The 24,381-nt window shown below is 67.8% G+C and carries 25 protein-coding genes and 1 tRNA gene; 14 read left to right on the top strand and 12 right to left on the bottom strand.

Going from position 1 to position 24,381, the window contains the following annotated elements:
* The first annotated feature begins 15 nt into the window (after positions 1–15).
* Positions 16–1,350 carry a hypothetical protein gene (locus Q5H94_RS08460; RefSeq protein ID WP_304560826.1) on the top strand — a complete coding sequence of 445 codons (1,335 nt, stop codon included), beginning with the start codon at positions 16–18 and terminating at the stop codon, positions 1,348–1,350.
* Between the two features lie 134 nt (positions 1,351–1,484).
* Complete coding sequence (locus Q5H94_RS08455; RefSeq protein WP_304560825.1) at positions 1,485–2,711, top strand: hypothetical protein; 1,227 nt, start codon at positions 1,485–1,487, stop codon at positions 2,709–2,711.
* A gap of 93 nt (positions 2,712–2,804) precedes the next feature.
* On the opposite strand, the gene Q5H94_RS08450 is transcribed toward Q5H94_RS08455, so the two are convergent.
* From Q5H94_RS08450 to rplJ, 3 genes are all read right to left on the bottom strand, one after another.
* On the bottom strand, positions 2,805–3,014 hold the full coding sequence (locus Q5H94_RS08450; RefSeq protein ID WP_304560824.1) for a hypothetical protein: 210 nt from the start codon (positions 3,012–3,014) through the stop codon (positions 2,805–2,807).
* Positions 3,015–3,217: 203 nt separating this feature from the next.
* Positions 3,218–3,598, bottom strand: coding sequence for a 50S ribosomal protein L7/L12 (gene rplL, locus Q5H94_RS08445; protein WP_304560823.1), 381 nt, complete (start codon positions 3,596–3,598; stop codon positions 3,218–3,220).
* Positions 3,599–3,666: 68 nt separating this feature from the next.
* The gene (rplJ, locus tag Q5H94_RS08440) at positions 3,667–4,188 is read right to left on the bottom strand and encodes a 50S ribosomal protein L10 (protein ID WP_304561065.1); all 522 of its coding nucleotides are present in this window, start codon (positions 4,186–4,188) and stop codon (positions 3,667–3,669) included.
* A 579-nt stretch (positions 4,189–4,767) separates the two neighbouring features.
* On the opposite strand from rplJ, the gene Q5H94_RS08435 reads away from it, so the two are divergent.
* The 3 genes from Q5H94_RS08435 to Q5H94_RS08425 all read left to right on the top strand — a co-directional run bounded on the left by Q5H94_RS08435 (position 4,768) and on the right by Q5H94_RS08425 (position 9,624).
* A complete protein-coding gene (locus Q5H94_RS08435; RefSeq protein WP_304560822.1) occupies positions 4,768–7,251 on the top strand; it encodes a PhoX family protein in 2,484 nt (827 codons plus the stop codon).
* 198 nt (positions 7,252–7,449) lie between these two features.
* Positions 7,450–8,616 (top strand): pyridoxal phosphate-dependent aminotransferase, encoded by a 1,167-nt coding sequence (locus tag Q5H94_RS08430; RefSeq protein ID WP_304560821.1) that lies wholly within the window; start codon positions 7,450–7,452, stop codon positions 8,614–8,616.
* A gap of 369 nt (positions 8,617–8,985) precedes the next feature.
* The gene (locus tag Q5H94_RS08425; RefSeq protein ID WP_304560820.1) at positions 8,986–9,624 is read left to right on the top strand and encodes a peptidylprolyl isomerase; all 639 of its coding nucleotides are present in this window, start codon (positions 8,986–8,988) and stop codon (positions 9,622–9,624) included.
* Positions 9,625–9,626: 2 nt separating this feature from the next.
* Here Q5H94_RS08425 and Q5H94_RS08420 read toward each other — a convergent pair whose 3' ends face one another.
* From Q5H94_RS08420 to rplK, 3 genes are all read right to left on the bottom strand, one after another.
* Positions 9,627–10,808, bottom strand: coding sequence for a vWA domain-containing protein (locus tag Q5H94_RS08420; RefSeq protein WP_304560819.1), 1,182 nt, complete (start codon positions 10,806–10,808; stop codon positions 9,627–9,629).
* Positions 10,809–10,903: 95 nt separating this feature from the next.
* On the bottom strand, positions 10,904–11,602 hold the full coding sequence (gene rplA, locus Q5H94_RS08415; RefSeq protein WP_304560818.1) for a 50S ribosomal protein L1: 699 nt from the start codon (positions 11,600–11,602) through the stop codon (positions 10,904–10,906).
* A 4-nt stretch (positions 11,603–11,606) separates the two neighbouring features.
* On the bottom strand, positions 11,607–12,038 hold the full coding sequence (gene rplK, locus Q5H94_RS08410; protein WP_304560817.1) for a 50S ribosomal protein L11: 432 nt from the start codon (positions 12,036–12,038) through the stop codon (positions 11,607–11,609).
* Positions 12,039–12,319: 281 nt separating this feature from the next.
* Here rplK and Q5H94_RS08405 point away from each other — a divergent pair, with 281 nt between their 5' ends.
* The 5 genes from Q5H94_RS08405 to Q5H94_RS08385 all read left to right on the top strand — a co-directional run bounded on the left by Q5H94_RS08405 (position 12,320) and on the right by Q5H94_RS08385 (position 18,425).
* The gene (locus tag Q5H94_RS08405) at positions 12,320–13,903 is read left to right on the top strand and encodes an HWE histidine kinase domain-containing protein (RefSeq protein WP_304560816.1); all 1,584 of its coding nucleotides are present in this window, start codon (positions 12,320–12,322) and stop codon (positions 13,901–13,903) included.
* An 88-nt stretch (positions 13,904–13,991) separates the two neighbouring features.
* Positions 13,992–15,074 carry a hypothetical protein gene (locus Q5H94_RS08400; RefSeq protein ID WP_304560815.1) on the top strand — a complete coding sequence of 361 codons (1,083 nt, stop codon included), beginning with the start codon at positions 13,992–13,994 and terminating at the stop codon, positions 15,072–15,074.
* A 110-nt stretch (positions 15,075–15,184) separates the two neighbouring features.
* Positions 15,185–16,312: a radical SAM protein gene (locus Q5H94_RS08395; protein ID WP_304560814.1), complete on the top strand. Its 1,128-nt coding sequence runs from the start codon at positions 15,185–15,187 to the stop codon at positions 16,310–16,312.
* Position 16,313: 1 nt separating this feature from the next.
* On the top strand, positions 16,314–17,321 hold the full coding sequence (locus tag Q5H94_RS08390; RefSeq protein ID WP_304560813.1) for a glycosyltransferase: 1,008 nt from the start codon (positions 16,314–16,316) through the stop codon (positions 17,319–17,321).
* A 243-nt stretch (positions 17,322–17,564) separates the two neighbouring features.
* The gene (locus Q5H94_RS08385) at positions 17,565–18,425 is read left to right on the top strand and encodes a hypothetical protein (protein WP_304560812.1); all 861 of its coding nucleotides are present in this window, start codon (positions 17,565–17,567) and stop codon (positions 18,423–18,425) included.
* A gap of 151 nt (positions 18,426–18,576) precedes the next feature.
* Here Q5H94_RS08385 and Q5H94_RS08380 read toward each other — a convergent pair whose 3' ends face one another.
* From Q5H94_RS08380 to Q5H94_RS08355, 6 genes are all read right to left on the bottom strand, one after another.
* Entirely contained in the window at positions 18,577–19,086 is a 510-nt protein-coding gene (locus Q5H94_RS08380; protein ID WP_304560811.1) for a DUF4136 domain-containing protein, read from the bottom strand.
* Positions 19,083–19,625: a PIN domain-containing protein gene (locus tag Q5H94_RS08375; protein ID WP_304560810.1), complete on the bottom strand. Its 543-nt coding sequence runs from the start codon at positions 19,623–19,625 to the stop codon at positions 19,083–19,085. Before Q5H94_RS08375 ends, Q5H94_RS08380 begins: the two co-directional genes overlap by 4 nt.
* On the bottom strand, positions 19,622–19,822 hold the full coding sequence (locus tag Q5H94_RS08370; protein WP_304560809.1) for a type II toxin-antitoxin system VapB family antitoxin: 201 nt from the start codon (positions 19,820–19,822) through the stop codon (positions 19,622–19,624). The genes Q5H94_RS08375 and Q5H94_RS08370 overlap by 4 nt, the downstream gene beginning before the upstream one ends.
* A gap of 216 nt (positions 19,823–20,038) precedes the next feature.
* Positions 20,039–20,575, bottom strand: a complete 537-nt coding sequence (gene nusG, locus Q5H94_RS08365; RefSeq protein ID WP_304560808.1) for a transcription termination/antitermination protein NusG — start codon at positions 20,573–20,575, stop codon at positions 20,039–20,041.
* Between the two features lie 19 nt (positions 20,576–20,594).
* Positions 20,595–20,786, bottom strand: a complete 192-nt coding sequence (secE, locus tag Q5H94_RS08360) for a preprotein translocase subunit SecE (protein ID WP_304560807.1) — start codon at positions 20,784–20,786, stop codon at positions 20,595–20,597.
* Positions 20,787–20,976: 190 nt separating this feature from the next.
* A tRNA-Trp gene (locus Q5H94_RS08355) sits at positions 20,977–21,053 on the bottom strand.
* Positions 21,054–21,217: 164 nt separating this feature from the next.
* Between Q5H94_RS08355 and Q5H94_RS08350 the strand changes: the two genes are divergently transcribed.
* From Q5H94_RS08350 to Q5H94_RS08335, 4 genes are all read left to right on the top strand, one after another.
* Entirely contained in the window at positions 21,218–21,580 is a 363-nt protein-coding gene (locus Q5H94_RS08350) for a UBP-type zinc finger domain-containing protein (protein ID WP_304560806.1), read from the top strand.
* 136 nt (positions 21,581–21,716) lie between these two features.
* The gene (locus Q5H94_RS08345; protein WP_304560805.1) at positions 21,717–22,703 is read left to right on the top strand and encodes an ABC transporter substrate-binding protein; all 987 of its coding nucleotides are present in this window, start codon (positions 21,717–21,719) and stop codon (positions 22,701–22,703) included.
* Between the two features lies 1 nt (position 22,704).
* Entirely contained in the window at positions 22,705–23,880 is a 1,176-nt protein-coding gene (locus Q5H94_RS08340; RefSeq protein ID WP_304560804.1) for an acyl-CoA dehydrogenase family protein, read from the top strand.
* Between the two features lie 4 nt (positions 23,881–23,884).
* The coding region (locus Q5H94_RS08335) for an NAD(P)-dependent oxidoreductase (protein WP_304560803.1) at positions 23,885–24,381 on the top strand (497 nt) is incomplete at its 3' end.

The following is a 24,381-nucleotide window of genomic DNA, read 5'->3' as shown; positions in this document are numbered from 1 at the left end:
CATTGTAGACCCGTTATGAGAGGACACACCCCCAAGCCCGCAACCGGGCATCGCCGCGCGTTCGCCGCGCTCGTTTCAACCGCCGCTCTGGCTGTCGCGCTGACAGCTTCCGGTCCGGCATTTGCGCAGCAGGAAGCCGCGCCGCCGCCCGTCACGCCGACGGTGGCACAGCCCGCGCCCACGGCGCCGGTGCAGGCCGCTCCAGCCCCGGCACCACAGGCCGCGGCACCCGCCGCGCCGACCTTCGCGCCGCCGTCGCCGGTGGTGCAGCCGATCGATCCGTCCAAGACCGGCCCCGCGCAGGTTACCGAGACGGCCGCAGCCGACGCCGCCCCGGCGCGCCCGGCCGCCCGCCGCACCGCTACGCGCCAGACCGAGACGCGCACCGTCCGCGCCGAGCGTCCCGCTCCGGCCGCCGCCGCCGCACCCGCCGCGAAGCCTGCCGCACCGGCACCTGCCCCCGAAGCCGCCGCGCCCGCCGCAGCACCTGTCGCCGCGGCTCCGGTGGCCGCTCCGGCTCAACCCGCTGCCGACACTTCGGCGCAATCGACCACTACTCAGCAGACCACCAATACCGATGCCGCGCCGCTCTGGCCCTGGCTCGTCGCCGGCGGCCTGATCGTGCTTGGCCTGACCGCCTTCTTCGCGCTGCGCCGCCGCCGTGCCGACGAAGAAGTCTATTATGAAGAGACCTATGCGGAACCTGCCTATGTCGAGCCCGTCGCCGCGACGCCGGTTGCCGAGCCCGTCTACGTCGCCCCGGTGGCCGTCGCTGCCGAGCCGCTGGTCGAAACCGACGTCGCCGTCGCGCCGACCCAGGCCGAACTGACCGAGCCGGAAAGCGACGATGTCGCCGCGCTCACCGATGCCGCCGCTCCCGTCGCCAACCGCCCATGGCTCGAATTCGCGATGCGCCCGATCAGCGCCAGCACCAACGCCGACGAGGCGATGGTGGAGATCGAGCTGACCGTGGGCAATTCGGGATCGATCGCCGCCGAGCATGTACAGATCTCGACCTTCATGTTCCCGGCCGGTCACACCGACGCGACCGAGATGGAGCGCCTGCTGCTCGAACGCGGTGCGCACGAAGGCGTCACCATCGAGCCGGGTGAGGGCACGCGCCTCGACGCCACGCTCTCGGTCCTGCGCTCGCAGCTCGAGGGCGATTTCCAGCCGGTGATCGTCGCCGACGCCCGCTACCGCCTGCCCGACGGCAGCGAGGGCCGCACTGCCGCCTCGTTCGCGATCGGCCTGTCGGACCGTGACGGGATTTCCCCGATACCGACCGACGACAAGGGCCGCCACGAGGATATTTCCGCCGTGCTCTACGGCGAACCCGAACACGCCTGACCCTAGCGGGGCGTGCGCCTGGGCCCGCGTCGCCACCCGGCGGCGCGGGTCTTTTGCCGCGCAAATGGCTCGGCTTGTCTTTCCCGCGCGCGCGGTCGTATGGCGTTCATCGGGGACGCACTAAGGCGATTTTCGTGAAACGCATGACAACAGGGGGAGCGCTGCTGGCGCTGGCGGCAGCAAGCGGCGCGTTCGCCCAGAGTCCGCAGGCTAACACGCAAGCGCCCGCGCCGGGCACGATCCCCGGCCTCGACACCTTCACTCTGCCCGGCCAGCGCCCGACCCCCACGCCGCTGCCCGAGCCCGCGCCGACGATCGCGCCGCGTCCGACGCCGAGCGCGACGCCCGCGCCGACGCCTGCGGCAAGCGCTACGCCTGCTCCGCGCGCCACGCCTGCGCCGCGCGCTACCCCGACGCCCGCCGCGCGCGCGACGCCGACCTCCACGCCGACCGCCACCGCAACCCCCACGCCCGCCGCGAGCCCGACGCCCGCGCCGACCCGCGCGCCGATCGAGGTCGTCACCCCCTCGGCTGCGCCAGCCACGCCGGCGTCTTTTCCGTGGCTATGGGTATCGATCGCCGCGTTCGCTCTCGCGTTGGCGATCCTGCTCGCGATCATCCTCCTACGCCGCAAACGCGGGGAGGCCGAGCCCGAAGCGTTCGAAGCGGAGGCATTGCCCGCACCCCCGCCGCCACCGCGCAAGCCCGCCAACAAGGCCGCGACCACGCTCGCCCCGCGCGAGACTCCGCCCGCGCCGGAGGCACCGCCCGCACCGCTGCCGGTGGCCGCTCCCGCGCCGTCGCCAGTGGCCGCTCCCGAGGCACCGCCGCCGCCGCTCGCGACCCCCGCCACGACCGTCCCGCGCGCGCGGCTGAAGATCGGTCTCGAGGTCCGCCGCGCGGGCACCAACCTGCTCAACGCCGCGGTCGATTACCGCTTCCTCGTCACCAACACCGGCGAGTCCGCCGCGCTCGCCGTCGCCATCGACCTGCGGCTGATCGGCGTGACCGACCAGACCGGCATGATGCTGGCGCGGCTGTTCGCCAACCCGATCGGCCAGCCGACCGTCGAACCCTTCGATCTCCCCGCCGGCGTGACGGTCGAACTCGACGGCACCGCCGCCGTCCCGCGCGAATCCATGCCGAGCATCACCACCGGCGAGAAGCAGATGTTCGTGCCGATCCTGTCGCTCAACTGCGAATATTCGTGGGAGGGTGGTGATGGCCAGGATGCGGCGTCGTTCGTGATCGGCCTGGATCGCGGGCAGGGGGCCAAGCTCGGCGCGTTCCGCCTGAACGGCGTGCCCCGGATGTGGGGCGAGGTGAAGGTGATGGACTATCCGGTTTCGCGCCAGCGATGAGACGGTTTAGCGCGAGCTAAAGCGCACGTCGCCAGCGCGGCCGGCGGGCCGAAGGCCCGTCCGACGTCACGGGCTTTGCCCGTGACGGGGCGTTCAAGCGCGGATGAATTTCCAGATGCCCCAGATCAATAGCGCCGTCGCGGCAGCCGCGCCGACGACAGCGATGAAAATGCGGGTGGCGAGATCGGGGTGGGGCACAAAATGATCGAACACTTTGCTGCTCAAAGCCCCAAACAGGCCGATTGCGAGGCACAACCAGAAATTTATCTTGCTGGGTCGCGGATCTGTCTGGGGAGACGTCATCGCACGATGCTACGGTCGCTGCGCTGGATTCTCAATCGACGTTTCACGAATAAGGGCGGCCCCTCGCGGAGCCGCCCTTATTCTTTCCGAGCAAGCCGTCATGGGAGTAAATCCCATGACGTCGGACGCTGGCTGAAGCCAGCGCCGGCCGGCCTTGTTGGGGTGCGGATTAGCTCGCGCTAATCCGTCTTCCCAACTGCGGCTTACTTGATCTCGACGGTCGCGCCGGCTTCTTCCAGCTGCTTCTTGATCTTCTCGGCCTCGTCCTTCGAGACGCCTTCCTTGACGGCCTTGGGAGCCGACTCGACCAGCGTCTTGGCTTCGGTCAGGCCGAGCTGCGTGATCGCGCGGACTTCCTTGATGACGTTGATCTTCTTGCCGCCGTCGCCCGTCAGGATGACGTCGAATTCGGTCTTCTCTTCGGCTGCCGGAGCAGCGGCGCCGCCGCCACCAGCGGCCGGAGCGGCTGCGACAGCTGCTGCTGCCGAAACGCCCCACTTCTCTTCGAGCAGCTTCGACAGCTCGGCTGCTTCGAGGACGGTCAGTTCGCTCAGCTGGTCAACCAGCGCGTTCAGGTCTGCCATGTGTATTCTCCATCTGGGGGCCATGCCCCGGTCTGTTCAGGTCAAAATGATCTCGAAAACGCCTGCGATCAGGCGGCTTCCTTGTCCTTCTCGGCGTAGGCGCTGAGCACGCGCGCGAGCTGGGCCGCGGGAGCCTGCGTGATGGTCGCCAGCTTCGTTGCCGGGGCAACGATGAGGCCGACGATCTTGGCACGCAGTTCATCCAGCGACGGCATCGTCGCGAGTGCCTTGACGCCATCGACGTCGAGGACGGTCGCGCCCATCGCCCCACCGACGATTTCGAACTTGTCGTTCGTCTTCGCGAAATCGACGGCCACCTTGGCGGCCGCGACGGGATCGATGGAAGTGGCGAGACCGACCGGCCCGGTGAGCATGTCGCCCAGCGAGAGATAGTCGGTGCCGTCGAGCGCGATCTTGGCAAGCTTGTTCTTCGAGACCTTGTAGGTCGCGCCGGCGTCCCGCATCGCGTTGCGCAGCTTGGTCGACTGGGCAACGGTCATGCCGAGGTTGCGGGTAACCACAACCACGTTCACCTCGTTAAAGGTGCGGTTCAGGTCGGCGACGAGCTCGGTCTTTTGAGCACGATCCATGCCATTCTCCACGTTTGGCCCGCCGTAAACGGCGAGCCGGCTTCAAGTCCGAAAGCCGCGCGAACGCGAACCCCCGGGGCTGTCCAGCGATGGGGCATGGGAGACCGGCGCATGAGAGCGACGGGCAGGGGAGGGCCTTTGGGCGCTCCCGGTAATTCCATTCCCCGTCTCGGCGGGAAATTAAGCGACGGCAAACCCGGCGCACCCACTGTCTCGGACGGACCCGGCATAGTCGACCATGGGACAAGCCATGCCGGGCGAGCGCGGGCACATAACGGATAAGGCGGCGAAGTCAACCGGCCACAATCCTCCCCCAGGTGGCAGGCAAAGCCTGACGGAGGGGGCGGACGGCGGTGCCCGCTCGGCTGCATCGATGTCCTTCGCCTCCGACGCTTCGCGACACCTCCCTCTTGCGGGGGGAGGATGCAATCTCCGTCAACATGAAGCTTCTGTCATGTTCCCGTCGCAAAAGAGTCTCGCCGCTGTCTCGCGCAAGCAATGCGCATGTTACGTTTGAGGAACACACGCACCCGCAGGACCACAGGCCATACCGGCCGGGACCGACCGGGGAATCTTCACATGACAGACACGAACCAGCTGACGATCGGCTATGACGACGGCGACGTCGATACCAATATTTCCGCCAATCCGCACCTGAACGAGCTGATCGATGCGCGCTACTCGCGCCGCCAGACGCTGTTCGGCGGCGTTTCGGCTGCGGCGTTCGCCGTGTTCGGCGGCGCGGCGCTCAGCGCGTGTTCGAATAACGATGCGGCCGCGCTCGTCCCGTCCGCGACCGTCACGACCGGCGGTTCGATCACCACCACGTCGGGCGTGACGGTGACGCTGACGGCGACCATCGGCGGCACCCATTCCGGCGATCAGTGGACGCAGATCAGCGGCCCCACGGTGACGCTCACCAACGCCAGCACCGCGACCGCGACCTTCTCGGCGCCGAGCGTCGCGGCCGCGACCCCGCTGGTCTTCCGCTTCTCGACCAAGGACGCTTCGGGCGCGCTCGTCGCTGCCGACAGCACTGTCACGGTCAATCCCGCCGTGCTCGGCTTCACCGCCGTTCCCAAGTCGCAGACCGATCTCGTCACCGTGCCGGCCGGCTATGAAGTCACCGTGCTCTACCGGCTCGGCGATCCGATCGCGTCGGGCGTCGCCGCCTTCGCCAACGACGGCACCGACACCAACTATGCGCAGCGCGCCGGCGATCACCATGACGGCATGACCTATTTCGGTCTCTCGGCCTCGGGTTCCGCGCCGGACGCCTCCAACAACACGCGCGGCCTGCTGGCGCTCAATCACGAGAACATCAACCAGTCCTATCTCCACGTCGGCGGCGCGACCGCGCCCGGCGGCATCCGTCCCGAATCGGAAGCGCAGAAGGAGATCGACTGCCACGGCGTCTCGGTGGTCGAGGTCACGCGCACCGGATCGACCTGGGCCTATGCCCCGACGTCGAGCCTCAACCGCCGCATCACGCCCTCCACGCCGATGACCTTCAACGGCCCGGTGCGCGGCAACGCTTGGCTCAAGACCGCCTTCTCGACCGCCGGCACCGACGGCCGCGGCACGATCAACAACTGCGCCAACGGCGCTATGCCGTGGGGCACGTACCTCACCAACGAGGAAAACTGGGCGGGCTATTTCAAGCGCGCCACGGGTGACGTCGCCGCACGCGGCGGCGCGGGCACCAAGCAGAACGTCAGCCTCGCGCGCTACGGCATCCCGGAGAACCGCCCCGGCAACTACGGCTGGGCCACGGTCGTCCCCGCCAGCGCGAGCAACACCTTGTTCCGCCGCTGGGACATCACCGTCGATCCGACCAAGCCCGCCGACGGCACCGGCGATTTCCGCTTCGAGGCCTTCCAGTTCGGCTGGGTGCTGGAAATCGATCCGTACACCGCCGCATCGGTCCCGCGGAAGCGCACCGCGCTCGGCCGTATGAACCATGAAGGCTGCACCGCCGGCCGCATGATCGCCGGCGTCAAGCCCGCCTTCTACATGGGCGACGACGCGCAGAACGAATATATCTACAAGTTCGTGTCGAACACGCCGTGGGTCGCGGCCGATGCGACCCCGACCGACCGTCTCGCGACCGGCGACAAGTATCTCGACGCCGGCACGCTCTACGTGGCGAAGTTCGCCGCCGACGGTTCGGGCACCTGGCTGCCGCTCACCTTCGGCACCGGCCCGCTGACCGCCGCCAACCCGACCTATGCCTTCGCCGACCAGGCCGACGTTCTGATGAATGTCCGTCTCGCCGCCGACGCGCTGGGCGCGACCAAGATGGACCGGCCCGAATGGACCGCCATCAACCCGGCCAATGGCGAAATGTACTGCACGCTGACCAACAACAGCTCGCGCACCGTCGCCAATACCGACACGGCCAACCCGCGCGCCTATACCGACCCCAAGACGACCGGCGGCCAGACTAACGGTAACGCCAACGGCCACATCATCCGTCTGCGCGAGACGGGCGACACGACCGAGGCGACCGCCTTCACCTGGGATATCTATGCCTTCGGTTCGGGGTCGGATCTCAATGCCACCAACATCAACCTGTCGGGCCTCGACGCGACCAACGACTTCTCGTCGCCCGACGGCCTGTGGTTCGGCATCCCCACCAACGTCACCGGCCTGAACACCCCGATCCTTTGGATCGAGACCGATGACGGTGCCTATACCGATGTCACCAACTGCATGTTGCTCGCCGCCATTCCGGGCAAGGTCGGCGACGGCACGACCAAGACGATCACCAACACGATCGGCGGCGCGACGGGCACGCAATCGACCCGCGTCGGCAAGGCACCGGGGACGACGCTGCGCCGTATCCTGGTCGGCCCGAAGGAATGCGAACTGACCGGCATCACCTCGACGCCGGACGGCCGCTCGCTGTTCGTCAACATCCAGCACCCCGGCGAGAACGGCAACCCGGCCGCGATCTCCAGCAGCTGGCCGGCGACGCAGACCGGTGCCGCGACCGGATCGTCGCGCCCGCGTTCGGCGACGATCGTCATCACCAAGACCGACGGCGGCGTGGTGGGCATCTGAGCCCGACAGTATCCGCGTAAAAGACGGGGCCGGGGGAGCGATCCTCCGGCCCTTTCGCTTGAGCTGCGCTCATAAATGCAACGCTTCGTTCGAGAAATACCCGCGTAGCATTTGCGTCAAAAGTGTTGGAAACTTCGCGCGCGCAGCATCGGGGGCGGGAGAGTCCGGTGCGGTCATCTGCAATCTAGGGGTCGAGACATGACGGACGCACTCGTTAAGGAAGAAATTCAGGACGATCTGATGCATCGCGGTTTCGCGCGGCGCGATCTGGCGCGGATCGCCGGTCTGTTCGGCATCGGCGCGGCAGTCGCGACGATGGGCCGCCCGGCCTTCGCATCGGGCGGCGTGCCCGATCCCGCGCCCGAGGCGAAGACCCGCATCGGCGCCAACGAATGCTGGACCGGCCCGCTGATGCCCGGTCAGCAGGCGGCGGCGAAGATCATCGCCAGCGGCAACCGCTATTCCCCGCACGACGAACGCGGCGATTTCATCAAGGCGGTGATGGCGGTCGAGAACGTGCCGTACGATCACGTCGCGCCGTGGCCCGGCTCGTCCGATCCCTTGTGCCGTTCGGTCGTCACCTATTGCTCGCCCGAGCGCGGCCTCGTTACCGCCGATCCGACCTTCGAGCTGGCGGGCCGCACCGCGCAGTGGCTGAAGGTGCCGGTCAAGGCCGTGCCGCTGACCAAGGATTACACGCACGACGTCAAGGGTATGCTCGCGGCCGATCCCAACGCCGGCCTCTATTACATCTGCACGCCCAACAACCCGACCGGCACGATCACGCCGATCGCCGACATCCAGTGGCTGCTCGACAACAAGCCGGCGGATTCGATGGTGCTGATCGACGAGGCCTATACGCACTTCGCCGGCGTGCCGACCGCGAGCTTCCTCGTGTCGCAGCGCAAGGACGTGATCGTCATGCGCACCTTCTCGAAGATCTTCGGCATGGCCGGCATGCGCATGGCCTTCATCATGACCAACCCCGACAATATCGGGAAGATGATGCGCTATGACGGCGGCATGCAGTCGGGCGCGCTCCCGCTCCCGAGCCTCGCCTGCGCCACCGCCAGCCTGACCTCGGCGGCGCTGATCAAGGCGCGGCGCGAAGAGATGGAAGGGGTCCGCGCGATCACGCTGGCGCACCTCAAGAAGAAGGGCCTCGACGTGAAGCCCACCGCCGCCAACATGTTCATGATCGACTGGAAGACCAAGCCCGCCAAGGACATGCAGGCCGCTTTCCGCAAGCAGGACGTCGAGATCGGCCGCAGCTGGCCGATCTGGCCGACCGTCTCGCGCGTCACCGTGGGGTCGAAGGAAGACATGACGGCGTTCATCGGGGCGGTCGACAAGATCGTAGCGTAGCGCGGCGGCGTTGCGTTTGGCGAAGCTAAACGCACGCTCGAGCCGCGCGCGGCCGGCGGCGCCAAAGCGCCGTCCGACGACGCGGCTTTGCCGCGTCGCGCGCCGATGAGGAGGGGAGGGGCTTGCAGCCTCTTTTCCGATCTGCGCGCGCCACACACCATCCGTCATCCCGGACTTGCTCCGGAATCCACCGGGCGGGAAGCGCGTCGGCTGGAAGATCGGGGCGCCAAGCAAGCGGCTTGGTGGACCCCGGCACAAGGCCGGGGTGACGAAGGTCGGGCGTTCCCGCCCGCAACCGCCAGCTTGCGCCGCGCCGACGGATAAGGGATGGCCCTCACGGGGAATCGGTTGCCACGTTCGAGAGTCTCCATGCGTTTCCTCCCCCCGATCCTCGCCGCCCTCCTCCTCACCGCCGCCGCGCCCGCGAGCGAGCCCTCCGTCGTCCGCGTCCGCCTCGAAACCTCCGCCGGGCCGATCGTGCTCGCCATCGACGTGCGTCACGCCCCGATCACCGCGAAGAACTTCCTCGCCTATGTCGATGACGGTCGGCTCGACGGCACCAGCTTCTACCGCGCGGCGCGCAAGGCGGGGCAGCCGGGGCTGGGCTTCGTGCAGGGCGGGATCGGCACCGACGCGCGCCGCCGCCTCGACATTCTCCCGCTGGAACCCACCAGCCAGACCGGCCTGCGCCACGTCGATGGCGCGATCTCGATGGCGCGCTATGCCGCGACGACATCGGGCAGCGCCAATTTCTCGATGCTGTCCGGCCCCGCGCCCAATCTCGACGCGCGGCCTGGCTTCCCGGGCTATGCCGTGTTCGGCAAGGTCGCCGAAGGGATGGACGTGGTGAAGCGCATCCTCGCCATGCCGACCGCGCAGGGCGGCGACGGCGCATTCAAGGGCCAGTTGCTCGTCAAGCCCGTCACCATCCTCCACGCCGTCCGCATCGACGGCACGCCGAAGCCCACCGGCCGCCCGCAGATGTGGAAGATGTTCGCGGGGAAGTAACGTTAGCGGTCGACGCCCAGCCGGCCTTCGCTGGACTTGGCCTGCGCGGTGATCGCGGCATTGGCGCGGTCCGCCGCCGCTGCCACCCGGTCGGCCACCTGCTGCGACCGTGTCCGATAGCGTTCGTGCCGCGTGACCAGATCGGTGCGCGCGGCCTCGCGGTCGCCGGCAGCGCCCCCCGACGCATCCAGAAAACGCGGCAACTTCCCGGATTCCGCAGCAGCCGCATGGGCGATGCAGAGGTTGAGGTTGGTGGTGTAGCGCCCCACCGCCATGCTGTTGGCGGCGATGCGGCCCCCCGCGTCGAACCGCTCCGTGGTGATCGCCGAGACCGCCTGCGCCTTGCGCAGCAGGTCGGCGAAGGTATCGCTTAGCGCGCGGCCCGATCCCGCCTCGACGAACGCGCCGCCGCCCGCCGCCGCCACCGCCTGCAACTGCGCCCGGTCCGCCGCGCTGAGATCGAAGCCGATGACATTGACGATCGCCTTCACCGGCCCGCCGTTCAGCGCGCGCGCCGCCGCCACCGGATCGCCGCCGCAGGTTTCGAGTCCGTCCGACACGACATAGATTACCTGCGCCCCGGCCGGCGGTCCCGGCGCAAATGCCTTGCCCGCGGTGGAAATCGCCGATGCCAGCGGCGTCCAGCCCGTCGCCTTCACGCCCTCCAGCGCGTGCGTCACCTCCGCCGCATTCGCCTGCCCGAGCGGGTAGAGCGTCTCGACGCCGCTGCAACTCGCCGCCTTGGCCTGCCGGCTGTTGTCGCCCTTGTGGCCGAACGCCACCAGCCCGACCCGCGTACCGGCCGGGACGCTGGCGAGGAACGATGCCGCCGCGCGTTTCGCCGCGTCCATCTTGGTCTCGCCGCCGATCCGCGCGGCCATCGAACCCGATGCGTCGATGGCGATGATGAGGCTGGCGATCTTCACGGGTGCCGCCGCCCGGCCCGGCAACGACTGCAGCGCGCCCGGCCCGGCCATCACCGGCTCACCAGCGAAGCAGGCCTCGAAATCCGCGCCTTCCGATTTCACGAAACGGTCGAACAGCGCGGAGGCCGATGAGACGTCGGCACCCGTCGCCGAAGCATCGGCGGGCGCCTTAGCGGAATCACACGCGGCAAGACACAGCGTCACGGCCACGCAGGCGATCGCGCGCGCGAAACGGTGCGGATGCGAAAGATCGCTCACGCATCCCCAACGGGCAGCGCGGCCTTTGGTTCAGCAAACAAAAAGGGCCGGGATCGCTCCCGGCCCTTCTCGATAGTTTCGCGTGAAGGCGAGGCTTACGCCGCGCTCACCTCGGCAACGTCGACCTTGACGCCCGCGCCCATGGTCGAGCTGATCGCGACCTTGCGGACATACTTGCCCTTCGCGCCCGACGGCTTGGCCTTGATCACGGCATCGACCAGCGCGTCGAAGTTCGCGCGCAGGTCTTCGGCCGGGAACGATGCCTTGCCGAGGCCGGCGTGGATGATGCCCGCCTTCTCGACGCGGTATTCGATCTGGCCGCCCTTGGCCGCCTTGACCGCTTCGGCGACGTTCATCGTCACGGTGCCGAGCTTGGGGTTCGGCATCATGCCCTTCGGGCCCAGGATCTTGCCGAGCCGGCCGACGACGCCCATCATGTCAGGGGTCGCGATGCAGCGATCGAAGTCGATCTTGCCGCCCTGAACGATCTCCATCAGGTCTTCCGCGCCGACCACGTCGGCACCGGCGGCCAGAGCCTCCTCAGCCTTCGCGCCCTTGGCGAACACGCCCACGCGAACCGTCTTGCCGGTGCCCTTGGGCAGGGTGACGACGCCGCGGACCATCTGGTCGGCGTGGCGCGGATCGACGCCGAGGTTCAGCGCGACCTCGATCGTCTCGTCGAACTTGGCGGTGGCGTTCGCCTTGGCGAGCGCGATCGCGTCGTTGATGCCGTAGAGCTTGTCGCGGTCGACCGCTGCGGAAAGGGCCTGAGCCTTCTTCGTCTGCTTTGCCATGATCTCAGCCCTCCACCACTTCGAGGCCCATCGCGCGGGCGGAGCCTTCGATGATGCGGGTCGCCGCGTCGATGTCGTTGGCGTTCAGATCCTTCATCTTCGCGGTCGCGATCTCGGAGAGCTGCGAGCGCTTGATCTTTCCGGCGGAAACCTTGCCCGGCTCCTTGGAACCCGACTTCAGGTTCGCGGCCTTCTTGATGAGATAGGTCGCCGGCGGCGTCTTGGTCTCGAACGAGAAGCTGCGGTCGGCATAGACGGTGATGACGGTGGGGAGCGGCGTGCCGACTTCCTCGTTGCCCGTCTGCGCGTTGAACGCCTTGCAGAATTCCATGATGTTCACGCCGCGCTGACCCAGCGCCGGGCCGATCGGCGGCGAGGGGTTCGCCTTGCCTGCAGGAACCTGCAGCTTGATGTATCCGGTAATCTTCTTTGCCATGTCACTCTCTTTTCGAGTCGAGCGGTACAAGCGACCTGCGAACAGGCCTCCCGCGGGAATTCCATCGATGTCTCTCTGGAAGGGCGCGCGCATAGCGTAAGCGGCGCAAGGGCGCAACCGCTCTTGTCCTCCCGCCTCGCGCGCAGCCACTATAAAGAACCCGCGTGGCAAAGAACCCGCGTGGCTCGAAACGGGTATCCATTGCGGAACCGAGACGATCGTTGTGAATTGTGCGCTGCACATGCCCTGGGGGGAACATGACGACCTTGCGACACGCACATATGCCGATATCCGATCGTTTCCCGGCTCCGGCGGCGACACCCGATGATATCGAGCTTCTTCATTCCATCAGCATCGAGTTGATCGGCGAGCAGGACCGCGTCGAGCTGTGCGGCAAGATCGTCGACGCAGCCATCGCGATCACGCGCTCGCAATTCGGCACGATGCAGTTGCTCTGCCCGCCCGACGATCCCTCGGGCAACGGCGGCTGCCTGCAATTGCTCTGTTCGCGCGGCCTCCCGCCCGAGGCGGAGGCGTTCTGGCAGGTCGTCAGCCCCGCCGCGCACAGCAGCTGCACCCAGGCGCTCAAGACCGGCCGCCGCGCCGTCATCGCCGATTACGACCGCTGGGACGATATCGCCGGCACGCCGGACCTGACCGCTTTCCGCGAGACCGGCATCCGCTCCGCACAGACCACGCCGCTGATCTCGCGCAGCGGCGAGCTGCTCGGCATGATCTCGACGCATTGGGACGCGCCGCACGAACCGTCCGAGCGCGACCTTCGGATGCTCGACATTCTCGCGCGCCAGGCGGCCGATCTGCTCGAACGCACCATCGCCGACGAGGCGCTGCGCGAGGCCGCCGAGCTCCAGAAGATGCTGACCGGCGAGCTCAGCCACCGCGTGAAGAACATGCTGGCGACGGTGCAGGCGATCGCATCGCAGACGCTGCGGAGCTGCGACGATCCCGAGGATTTCGTGGCGAGCTTCGGTGGCCGCATCCAGTCGATGTCGCGCGTCCACTCGCAGCTCAGCACGAATGACTGGAAGGGCACGCAACTGCGCGACATCGTGCAGGACCAGATGAAGCTCGGCCCCGTCGACGAGGCGCAGATTTCCGCGTCCGGCCCGGACGTTCATCTCGATGCCACCGCCGTGCCGAAGATGGCGATGATCCTGCACGAACTCGGCACCAATTCGCTCAAATACGGTGCGCTCTCGCGGCCGGAAGGGCTGGTGACGATCCTGTGGCGCGTGGACGGGGCGAACCTCGATCTGCGCTGGGCCGAAAGCGGCGGGCCGCGCGTCGAGGGGCCGGTGCGGCGCGGCTTCGGCACGCGCCTGATCGAGGCGAGCGTGCGCGGTGCCGGCGGCGACGCCCGCATGGCCGCCGAGGCCGATGGCGTCCGCTGGGAGATCAGCTTCCCGCTTTCCGGTGCGCGCGCGTCGGAAAGGCCCGCGTCCGCGCCGGTGCCGATCGCCGCCGCACGCAGGGGCCCCACGCCACCGGCCGTGCTGCGCGGCAAGCGCATCCTCATCATCGAGGACGAACCGCTGATGGCGATGGATATCGCCGGCCAGCTCGAGGATGCCGGCGCGCTCGTCGTCGGCCCCGCGACCAGCGTGTCGGCGGCGCTCGGCCTGATCGAGCAATACCGCGTCGATGCGGCGCTGCTCGACGCCAATCTCGGCGGGCAACCCGTGGGCGAGATCGCGACCTCGCTCGCGGCGAAGAACATCCCGTTCGTGTTCGTCAGCGGCTATGGCCGCGTGTCGCTGCCCGAGAATTTCGACGATGCCGAGCTGTTGTCGAAGCCGTTCCACAGCAATCAATTGCTGGAGGTCGCCGCGCGGTTGGTGGTGTAGCGCGCGGCGTTAATACCTTCGCCACTTTCGCATCCTACCACCCGCCCGAAGCATCGGGACGGGGGTACGGGGCATGTGGCGCTGGCTGATGGTTCTTTTCGCGGGCGGGCTGGTCGTGGCGCTCGTCGCGCCGGGGACGGACCCCGCGTCCGGCTGGGGCAAGCCGCGCCGCGACACCGGCCAGATGCTCGTGCCCGACAAGATCCACAGCGGCTGGGGCCGGAAGCTGAACCCCACTGGCGCGGTGCCCAACGAAGGCTTCCGCGCTTTCTACATCAACCGTGACGATCCCGGCAGGCTCATCTTCCAGGAAGATGTCGACAGCATTGCGATCAAATATGCCTGGGCCGATTTCCACAATATCAACTCGCCGCAATTCGCCGGCTATTGGGTCGGCAGGGTCCGCGTTCCACGCACCATGTCGAAGCAGATAAGCGTCAGCCTCAGCTGGTCGAAGGCGCGGATCTTCGTCGACGGCGAGCCGGTCTTCGACGGCGGCGGCAACAAGAGCTTCACGCACGAATTTTCCAAGGGCGATCACATCGTCGAGGTCGAATTCGCCAACGGCTGGCACACGACCGAATTCAAGGTGACGATCGAGGATCCGGTCGAGACGGTGCCCGCCGCCTCGGCATCGGACTATATCGGCGACGCCGAAAGCGGGGCGAGGCTCGCCTATGTCGGCCTCTACGAAAGCGCCGCCAAGGACACGAGCGTCACCGTCAACGTGCCCGCCACCGGCCGGCCCGTGGTGCTGTGGCTGACTTCTTACGAGGCGATCGACTGGACCATCGTCTCGGCCGATCCCGTGAAGGTGTTCGTCAGCGCCTATACACCGGGCTCGCGCGTGCAGGGCCGGCGCGTGAAGCGGGTGGTGCATGTCGAGCGCGCGGTGAGCATCTACAGCGAGACGAAGCGGTGCAGTTGCTCCGGCGGCTTCTATCATTGCGAGGGCAATCAGGACCTCGACAACGTCGCCGAAAGCCTGCGCTCGGTCACCGGCATGACGCTCTCCGGCTATGCGGTGAAGTACAGCGCAGCGGAGGTGACGGTGCAGCCCTACGGCCAGAGCGACCGCAGCGGCATCCTCGATCAGCGCGCGGCCGGCGATGCCGCGCGAGAACAATGCCAGCGCAAGGCCAATCCCGATTTCGACAAGTTGATGGAGTGATGGTCTGCGCCTGATCTTAACCACTTATGCTGTATTCTTAACCACCTATTCACGCTGACGTCTTCCATCCCGATGTTACCTCTCGCTCTCCGGCATCTGGGGAGCTTGCCATGACCATCGATAGTCTTGCCCGTTCGATTGCGCGTACCGTGCCCGCCACCGCGCCCGCGCTGAAGGCGGGATACCGCGCCAGCGAGCGCATGATGTCGACGCTCGCGGAAAGCTGGCCCTCGATCATCCGCGCGCGGACCGAGAAGATCACCATCGCCATCACCGCGCATTGCAACCTGCGCTGCCAGGGCTGCAAATACGGTCGCGACTTCATGCCCGGCGCGCAGCTTCCGATGCAGACGGTGCGCGAACTGCTCGAGGATGCCGCCGCCGCGAAGGTGCCGGCCGTGCGCCTCTACGGCGGCGAGCCCCTGCTGCACCCCGACGTGGTCGAGATGGTGCGCCTCTCCAACGAACTCGGCGTCGGCTGCTACATGACGACCAACGCGCTGATCCTCGACCGCAAGATCGCAGCACTTCACGAAGCCGGCCTGCGTAAGGTGACGATCGGCTATTACGGGCAGGAAGGCGCGTTCGACGAATACGTCCAGCGCCCCGGCCGCTTCGCGCGGCTGGTCGAGAGCCTCACCAACACGCGCGCGCTCTACGGCCCGGACGAGCTCGACCTGCAGTTCAACTTCCTGCTCAGCCGCCGCTCGGCGAGCGTCGCGGCGGTGGACGAGATGATCGCCTTCGCCGATCGCTTCCAGGGCCGCGTCCACATCGACGTCGTCCATTATTCGCTGCCCTATTTCCAGGAGGGCGAGGACCGCGAGCTGCAGTTCCGGCCCGAGGACAAGCCCGCCGTCGATGCCGTCATCGATCATCTGCTGAAGGTGAAGCGCGACCGTCCCGAGCTGCTGACCGAGAGCGAGGTCGCCATCGCCTCCTTCGCCGACTGGGCGCTGAAGCAGGAAGAGATGAAGGTGCCGTGCGACGCGCGCAAGTTGCTGTGGGTCGGTGCCGACGGATCGGTGATGCTCTGCTACGTCACCTTCCCGCTCGGCAATCTGCACGAGAAAAGGCTGAGCGAAATCCTCTACACGCCGAAGCACCACGATGCCGCGCGCGACGCTTTCCAGCTCAACTGCCCGAATTGCCACTGCGAGGCGGCCTCGCGCGTCGAGAAGCACGCGCCGTCCTTCCGCAAATACGCCAAGGACGCGGCGGAGCGTCTCGCCCGCTAAGGTGCGCGTCGCCCATCTCCTGCCCAACATGGTGACGGGCGGCCGCGAGCGGCTGGTCGCCGACCTGTGCGCAGGGGCGGCGGCGCAGGGCGTGGAGCCGGTGATCCTCCGCTACGATCCGCATGCCGAGGGACGGCGGATCGCGGTGGATGCTGCGCAGCATGACCTCGACCGCGCGGCTCCCGATTTCGCGACGCGCCTGCGCGCGCTGCTCGCGGCGGAGCGGATCGACGTGCTCCACGCGCAGGGCCATATCGCCGCCGCGCTCGCGGCCCCCGTGATGCGCGACGTGCCGACGCTCACCACCCTCCACGTCGCGCTGGGCAGCGGCTGGCGCTGGCTCCCCGCCATCGCGCGCGGCCTGCGCGCGTCACGCGGCGTGACGGCGGTGAGCGACGATCTCGCCCGCCGCTTCCGCTGGATCGCGGGGCAGCCGATCGCGACCATCCCGCCCGGCATCGACCTCGCCCGCTTCGCCCCGCGCGACCGCACCCCGCACGCGACCTTCACCATCGGTATCGCCGCCCGCCTTCATCCGGTGAAGCGCCACGCCGATGCCATCGCCGCGCTGCGCCTGCTCGGACCGCAATACCGCCTCGAGATCGCCGGCCAGGGCCCGCTCGAGCCTGACCTCCGCGCGCTCGCCGCCGGCCTCGACGTCCACTTCGCCGGCGACGTCGCCGACATGCCCGGCTGGCTCGCCGGCCTCGACGCCTTCGCGCTGCCCTCCGATCATGAAGGCACGCCCGTCGCGCTGCTCGAAGCGATGGCGAGCGGCCTGCCGTGCATCGCCACGCGCGTCGGCGGCGTGCCCGCGGCGGCAGGCGAGGGCGCGCTGCTCGTGCCGCGCCGCCGCCCCGATGCGATCGCCGCCGCCGTGGCGGGGCTGATAGCTGACCCCGAGGCCCGCGCAGCGCTGGGCGAAAAGGCGCGCGCGCGGGCGATGGCATTCGGATCGGAAGCGATGCGTGCGGCGTATGCTGCGCGGTATCGCGCCATGCTGCGGTAGCGCGGCCTCCTCCGCTAACGTCATCCCGCGCTTGACGCGGGATCCCGCTTCTTCTTCTTTTCCGTCGCGGCAAAGGCTCTCCTGAGCGCCTGCCTTGGCAGGCAGTCGAAGGGCCGCGCCGTCGGCCGGGTTCGCTTTCGCGACCCGCCGGCCGGTCGGACGCGTCTCGCGATTTAGCGTCGCTATCCGCGTGCGCGTTCCGACTTGCAATGTAGGATTTCGCAGTAGACATGGTCCGTCGCCATGCCGACACGCCCCCTCACCAGAGCCCAGATTCTCGAAAACCGCGCGTTCCTTGCGGCGCTGCGCCGCACCGGCAACGTCCGCGCCGCCGCGCGCGAAGTCGGTGCGCACCGTGCCAAATTCACAAAGCGCCGCGCCGCCCATCCCAATTTCGCGATCGAATGGGATGCCGCGCTCGTCGTCGCCGACGCTGCCCTCAAATCCGCGGCGCAATCCGCCCCACAACCGGCACCCGCGGGCGATCCGCACCCCGATGAGCATCGCATCATCCGCACCCGTTCGGGCCGCGTCCAGATCCGTCGCGGCAAGCCCGGCCGGCTCGATGCCCGCGCCGAACAGGCCTTTCTCTCGGCGCTCAGCGCCACCGCCAACATCCGCCTCAGCGCGGCGGCGGCCGGCTTCTCGCACTCCGCCTTCTACGCCCGCGCCCGCAGCAATCCCGGTTTCGAGCGCGAGATGCGCCTCGCGCTGAAAAAGGGCGCGGAGCGGCTCGAGGCGGCACTGCTCGAAAGTTTCACGCCCTTCGCATATGCCGACGACGCCTGGCGCCACAACGATCCGCCCGCGATCCCGCCGATGACAGTCGATCAGGCGCTCGCGCTCCTCCAGCTTCACGACAAACGCATCCGCGATGCCGACGAACCCGCCGCCATCAAGCGCCGCCGCGGCGAATCCAACGATGCCTGGAGCTACCGCATGGATGCGATGTTCAAGCAGGGGCTCGCGCGCCAACGCGAAGCGGCGGATATCGCGGAGGCCGAACGCCAGGCCGGCGGCGAGGAACCGCAGTGGGACGTGCCGATAGAACTTATCGACCTCGCCTTGGTCCGGTTGCGCAAGTCCGCGCGCGCACGCGATTAGCGCAGCTAATCACGAGACGCACCGGACCGGCCGGTGTCCGAGCGCACACGCGATTAGCGCAGCTAGTCTCGAGACGCGCCGGACCGGCCGGCGGGTCGCGGAACGCGAACCCGTCCGACGACGCGGCTATGCCGCGTCGCCTCCGACCCCCTCAAGGCACCGAGATCAACCCCGTCGCCGCCCCCGGAAAGCGCGACAGCACCGCCGTCGCCAGCTTGCCGAACACCGCCGCCGGGTCGCCCTGTCGCGTGCCTTCGACCTGCGCGGTGGTGGCGCGGCCGCTCCACACCGCCTTGCCGTTCGCGCGCGTTACCAGCGTCACCTTCAACTCGGTCATCACCAGATCGCGCAACGCGCGCTTGGACGAGGGCAGGGTGACGCTCCCCTGCGCACCCCAGCCGCCGACGCTGCCGGTCGCCTTGCCCGGCACGGTCCTGGCAGTGACGGACCCGCGATCCTCCTGCGCGACGGCGATCTGCGCGATATAGCGGCTGTGCCCCGCCGTCGGCATGACGACGAACGCCGCATCCGACAGCGCCTGCTGCACCGCGTCGATCACCGGCCGCTCGGCCTCGGCGCTGCCGCCCGGCGTCGTCAGCACGACGCTGACCGTGCCGGGGCGCATCGGCTCGGCGGCGGCGGGCAGGGCGAGAGCCGTCAAGGCAAGCGCGATAGCACGGAAAGGAAGCTGCATTCGGGTCTCCATCCGCCGTCCCCGGCGTGCAAGATCCCCTCCTGCCGCGCGATGTAGGGTGCTTGCTGCGGAAGCGCGATATGTGGCGGAGGATTAAAAGGAATTTCTTCGCGCAGGAGCGCGCGTTCCGCGATCCGCCGTTCGGTCAGCGCCGCTTCGCAAGTTCCGCTGCCGCAATCCCGAGCCCCTCCGCCGCCTCGTGCAGCCGCCGGTCGTGCGTCCCAGCCTTGCCCCGCTGTCAGCAAGGTGGCAGCCAGCAGATGCGCATCGATACAGCCGAGGCCCAGGATGAACAGCCGCCGCTGCTCCACCATCGCCAGCACTTCGGCATCGTCCGCGCGGACGGCCTGGGGCAGGCTGCGGTCAGCGAGGCTCCCCATCGCGATCTCTCCGGTAACGAGGATGTGGCCTATCACGCGCTCTTCCAGCAAGGCTTCGCTGAGGGCCGCATCGCCGCCTCGAAGGAAATCGATCCAGACGCCCGTATCGACGAGCAATTCGCTCATTCGAAGCGGCGGCGCGGTCCAGCGGCGGCATCGGGATCGCTGCCGCCGAGACGCGCCAACCGGTGCGCCGCCTCGCGCTGGATCAGCGCCTTCAGCGCCTTCAGCGCCTCGCGCACGATCGCCGATTTCTCGGTGAGCCCGGTATAGGTCTGCGCCTGCGCGATGAGATCGTCGTCAAGGGCGAGGGTGGTGCGCATCGGGCGACCTTCCGTGTTCAGGCACGGATTATGGCATCGAATGGTGACGGATTCAATGTGGGTGGGCCGCGCGACGCTGGCGCTGAGGCTTTGGACGCGGGAGTAAATCCCGCGTCGTCGGCCGGATCGCGCTCCGCGCGTCCGCCGTCCGGTCGAGCGCCGCTCTCGCGGGTTAGCTGCGCTAACCCGCGTGCGGTCGCGGCGTAAGGCTTCGCCTTACTTGCTGCGCTCGACCTGCTCGAATTCCAGCTCGACCGGCGTCGCGCGGCCGAAGATCGACACGGAGACCTTCACGCGGCTGCGGTCGAAATCGAGTTCCTCGACCAGGCCGTTGAAGCTCGCGAACGGGCCGTCCAGCACCTTGACCGAATCGCCGATCTCGAAGTCGACCTTGACCTTCTGCTTCGGTGCGGCGGCGGCTTCTTCCTTGCTGTTCAGCATGCGCGCAGCCTCGGCCTCGCTGATCGGCTGGGGCTTGCCCATCGATCCCAGGAAGCCCGTCACCTTAGGCGTGTTCTTGACGAGGTGATAGACGTCGTCGTTCATGTTGAGCTTGGCGAGCACGTAGCCGGGCATGAACTTGCGCTCGACCGCGATCTTCTTGCCGCGGCGGGCCTCGGTCACGGTCTCGGTCGGCACTTCGATCTGTTCGACCAGCGCGTCGAGGCCGAGGCGGGTGGCGTCGGCCATGATCTGGTCGCGGACCTTGCCCTCGAAGCCCGAGTAAGCGTGAATGATGTACCAGCGTGCCATGTCGATTTTTTTCCGTAAATTATTTGGCGAGGCTGAGCAGCTGCCGCACGATCAGTTCGAAGATCGTGTCGATCCCGAAGAAGAACACCGCGAGCAGCGTCGTCATGATCATCACCATCACGCCGGTCATGATCGTCTCGCGACGGGTCGGCCAGACGACCTTCTTGGTCTCGGCGATCACCTGATTGTAGAACTCGACGGGGGTCGTCATGCGTTTGTGCCTGCACTCATTGTAGCCGAAGCGGGACATGGGCCCGCCGCCCGGTCCCGCCAAGGGCCCGACGACGATTGTTCCCGATTTCGGAATGGCGGTGGGATACGCCCGGGTTCCGTGGAAATCAAGCGGTGTTGGATGGTGGCGCGTGTCTCGCGACGAGAGTGGCCGCGTGCGCGCTGGCGGCTGGCAGGGGAGGTCGGACTCGAACCGACGGCCTTCGGTTTTGGAGACCGACGCTCTAACCAACTGAGCTACACCCCTACAGCGCCCGGCTCTTTAGCCTGATGGAAATACCGCGGCAAGGCTGCAGTTCGAATATCTATAAACCTCTGTGGCGATGTAGGAAACCGGTAAAATCGCGCCGCCGATGTCCGGTAATCCGCCGGAATCGATGACATCCGCAGCGGACGGTGTAATCTGACGCCATGACCGATTCCTGCGACCATCTCTCCACCGTCAACCAGGTCACGCCGCAGACGGCGGGTTGCGCGGAATGCCTCGCGAGCGGGAGTTGGTGGGTGCATCTGCGGCTATGCCGGAGCTGCGGGCACGTCGGCTGCTGCGACGAATCGCCCAACCGTCACGCCACCGCGCACTTCCATGCGGAGGGCCATCCGATCATCCAGGGCTATGATCCGCCCGAAGGCTGGGGCTGGTGCTTCGTCGACGCGATCGAGGTCGATCTGCCCGACCGGACGCCGCATCCCGGCCCGATCCCGCGCTATATCGATGCCTATGGCCGCATCATTCCTTCTGCGATCAAGGGCTTGAAGCCGCCGCTTGAGTGACGCAGGCGCGACTTGAGCAAACTTCATACGCCCAAAACAATACTTGTTTGATGGGAATTGAACGAGGCGCTTAGCTCGCGCGGTCTCCACATCGAAAGACCGTGCCATTCGCGTCCCCCTGTTTCGCAACGATCGCGTGGTCGATCGCCGTCGTTTTCTCATCGGCGCGGGTGCGGCGGGCATCGGGCTGACGGTCGCGTCGTGCGGCGGCGCGCGGAAGGACGACGTGCCGGTGCTCCGCGCCGCGATCATCGGGCGCGGGGAGGCTGATTACCGCCTGCTGTTCAAGGCGGCGGGCCTCGCGCCGCAGGGCTTCCGCCTGGAATATAGTGAGTTCCAGTCGGGGCAGCTTGCCGTCGAGGCGCTTAACGGCAATTCGCTCGATGTCGCGGGGATGAGCGAGATCCCCCCGATCTTTGCGGCCGCTTCCGCGATCCAGAGTTTCAAGCAGGTCGCGGTGTCGCACGGCGACGTCAACAACCAGGTTGTGCTCGTGCCCAAGGGTTCGGCGATCAAATCGCTGGCGGACCTGAAGGGCAAGCGCGTCGCCTATGTGCGCGCGACGACGACGCAATATTTCCTCATCAAGATGCTGGAGTCGGTCGGCCTCAAATGGTCCGATATCACCCCCGTGGCGATGGGCGTGTCGGATGGTGCCGCCGCGTTCGGGCGGGGATCGATCGATGCCTGGGCGATTTTCGGCTTCCCGATCCAGCGCGCGATCGCGACCGAAGGCGCGCGCATTCTCAAGACCGCATCGGGCTTTCTCTCGGGCAATTACATCGTTTCCGCGCACGTCGATACGCTCGCCGATCCCGCCAAGAGCAAGCTGGTCGGCGACTATCTGACGCTGCTGCGGCGCGGCTACGCCTGGGCGGATGCGCATCAGGATGCATGGGCGGCGGCCATCGCCAAGGATATCGGCGTGCCGAAAAGCTACGTGCTCGATCAGTTCGCGCGCAAGAGCGACAGCTTCTCGCTCCGTCCCGTCACGCCCGCCGCGATCCAGTCGCAGCAGGAGGTCGCCGACGTGTTTCTAAAGGCCGGGTCGCTGCCGCATCCGGTGGATGTCCGTCCGCTGTGGGACGACCGCTTCAACTCTCTGATCGAAAAGGCGCTTTGACATGGCGACGCAATTTGCCCCTGAAGCGACCCGCCCGCCGGTGATCGAAGCCGCGTTGCTCGACCGGATCACCGCGACGCTGAGTGAGAGCGCCGAGCAGATCGATCGCGAGGGCCGTTTCCCGGCCGAGGCATTCGCGTTCCTGCGCGAGGAGGGGCTGATCGGCCTGACGGTCGCCCCGCAATATGGCGGCGGCGGCGCGAGCCTGGGCGACGCACTCAAGGTGCTCGGCGCGGTCGCCAAGGGCGAGCCATCCACCGCGCTGATCCTGTTCATGACCTACAGCTATCACGCCGCCCCCGCCAAGACGCGGAGCTGGCCCGCCGGAGTCTACGAGCGGCTCGCGCGCGAGGCGGTCGAGGGGCGGGGGCTGATCGGCGGTCTGCGCGTCGAGCCTGAGCTCGGCACGCCGGTGCGCGGCGGCCTGCCCGCCACGGTGGCGCGGCGCACCGCCGACGGTTGGGCGATCACCGGCACCAAAATCTATTCGACGGGTTCGACCGGGCTCGACTGGTTCGCGGTCTGGGCCAAGACCGACGAGGAAATCCCGCGCGTCGGCAATTTCCTGGTGCGCGCCGACAGCCCGGGCATCGAGATCGAGCCGGTGTGGGATCATCTCGGCATGCGCGGCACGGTAAGCCATGCGGTGCATTTCACCGACACGCCGACGCCGCTTGCCCATGCCGTCGACGTGCGTGCTCCGTCGGAATGGGCGCCGACCCCCGGCGATGTCTCGCAAGCCGCGTGGAACGCGCTGTCGATTTCGACCATCTACGACGGCGCGGCGCGGGCGGCGCGCGACTGGCTGGTCGCCTATCTCAACGATCGCGTGCCTGCCAATCTCGGCGCATCGCTCGCCACGCTGCCGCGCGTGCAGGAAAAGGTGGGGGAGATCGAGGCGCTGCTGCAGGTCAATCGCACGCTGATCGAGAGCGCCGCCGCCGATATCGACGCCGGCACGCTGCCGAGTGCGAATGCGCTCAACAACATCAAATATGTCGCGACCGGTAACGCGATCCGCGCGGTCGAGATCGGGCTGGAGCTGACCGGCAATCCGGGGCTGACGCGCAAGAACCCGCTGGAGCGCCATTACCGCGACGTGCTGTGCAGCCGCATCCACTCGCCGCAGACCGACACGATCCTGGTCGCGGGCGGCCGCGCCGCGCTGGGGGTGTAGGGCCATGTCGCTCGTCATCGCCAGCCAGCTCGAACCCGGTATCAACGGGCTGATCGCCAGCCATCCGATCGCGCCTTCGGTAATTGCCGTGCCCGAGGATGCGCCGTGGGACATCGCGAGCGAGGCCGACGTGCTGATCGTCCGGCCGTCCGACGCATGGCGCGGCAACCACCATCTGCCGCGCCCGCAGAGCTGGCCGGGGCGGTTGCGTTGGGTCTACAGCGCGTCGGTCGGGGTGGATTTCTATCCGTCGTGGATGCTCGACGCGCCGATCGTGAGCTGCGGGCGCGGTGTCGCCTCGGACGAGATCGCCGACTATGTGATCGCCGCGATCTATGCGCAGGCCAAGAACCTTGCGGGCGTGACCGTGCGCAGCCGCGCGGACTGGCAGCCGGCCTCGCTCGGGCGGGTTGCCGGGACCACTGTGGGCATTGTCGGCTACGGCGCGATCGGGCGCGCGGTCGCGGTGCGCGCGGCGGCGCTGGGCGCGCCCGTAGTGGC

Origin of the sequence: Sphingomonas immobilis (assembly GCF_030580995.1) — a bacterium.
In the GTDB taxonomy this organism is placed as follows: Bacteria; Pseudomonadota; Alphaproteobacteria; order Sphingomonadales; family Sphingomonadaceae; genus Sphingomonas; species Sphingomonas immobilis.
This window is presented reverse-complemented; position numbering and strand designations above follow the sequence as displayed.

What these genes read in the sequence shown, in the direction of transcription:
- Q5H94_RS08460 (WP_304560826.1), top strand. Translation starts at nt 16, where the DNA reads ATGAGAGGACACACCCCCAAGCCCGCAACCGGGCATCGCCGCGCGTTC.
- Q5H94_RS08450 (WP_304560824.1), bottom strand. Translation starts at nt 3,014, where the DNA reads ATGACGTCTCCCCAGACAGATCCGCGACCCAGCAAGATAAATTTCTGG.
- rplL (WP_304560823.1), bottom strand. Translation starts at nt 3,598, where the DNA reads ATGGCAGACCTGAACGCGCTGGTTGACCAGCTGAGCGAACTGACCGTC.
- rplJ (WP_304561065.1), bottom strand. Translation starts at nt 4,188, where the DNA reads ATGGATCGTGCTCAAAAGACCGAGCTCGTCGCCGACCTGAACCGCACC.
- Q5H94_RS08435 (WP_304560822.1), top strand. Translation starts at nt 4,768, where the DNA reads ATGACAGACACGAACCAGCTGACGATCGGCTATGACGACGGCGACGTC.
- Q5H94_RS08430 (WP_304560821.1), top strand. Translation starts at nt 7,450, where the DNA reads ATGACGGACGCACTCGTTAAGGAAGAAATTCAGGACGATCTGATGCAT.
- Q5H94_RS08425 (WP_304560820.1), top strand. Translation starts at nt 8,986, where the DNA reads ATGCGTTTCCTCCCCCCGATCCTCGCCGCCCTCCTCCTCACCGCCGCC.
- rplA (WP_304560818.1), bottom strand. Translation starts at nt 11,602, where the DNA reads ATGGCAAAGCAGACGAAGAAGGCTCAGGCCCTTTCCGCAGCGGTCGAC.
- rplK (WP_304560817.1), bottom strand. Translation starts at nt 12,038, where the DNA reads ATGGCAAAGAAGATTACCGGATACATCAAGCTGCAGGTTCCTGCAGGC.
- Q5H94_RS08405 (WP_304560816.1), top strand. Translation starts at nt 12,320, where the DNA reads ATGCCGATATCCGATCGTTTCCCGGCTCCGGCGGCGACACCCGATGAT.
- Q5H94_RS08400 (WP_304560815.1), top strand. Translation starts at nt 13,992, where the DNA reads ATGGTTCTTTTCGCGGGCGGGCTGGTCGTGGCGCTCGTCGCGCCGGGG.
- Q5H94_RS08395 (WP_304560814.1), top strand. Translation starts at nt 15,185, where the DNA reads ATGACCATCGATAGTCTTGCCCGTTCGATTGCGCGTACCGTGCCCGCC.
- Q5H94_RS08385 (WP_304560812.1), top strand. Translation starts at nt 17,565, where the DNA reads ATGCCGACACGCCCCCTCACCAGAGCCCAGATTCTCGAAAACCGCGCG.
- Q5H94_RS08375 (WP_304560810.1), bottom strand. Translation starts at nt 19,625, where the DNA reads ATGAGCGAATTGCTCGTCGATACGGGCGTCTGGATCGATTTCCTTCGA.
- Q5H94_RS08370 (WP_304560809.1), bottom strand. Translation starts at nt 19,822, where the DNA reads ATGCGCACCACCCTCGCCCTTGACGACGATCTCATCGCGCAGGCGCAG.
- nusG (WP_304560808.1), bottom strand. Translation starts at nt 20,575, where the DNA reads ATGGCACGCTGGTACATCATTCACGCTTACTCGGGCTTCGAGGGCAAG.
- secE (WP_304560807.1), bottom strand. Translation starts at nt 20,786, where the DNA reads ATGACGACCCCCGTCGAGTTCTACAATCAGGTGATCGCCGAGACCAAG.
- Q5H94_RS08350 (WP_304560806.1), top strand. Translation starts at nt 21,218, where the DNA reads ATGACCGATTCCTGCGACCATCTCTCCACCGTCAACCAGGTCACGCCG.
- Q5H94_RS08340 (WP_304560804.1), top strand. Translation starts at nt 22,705, where the DNA reads ATGGCGACGCAATTTGCCCCTGAAGCGACCCGCCCGCCGGTGATCGAA.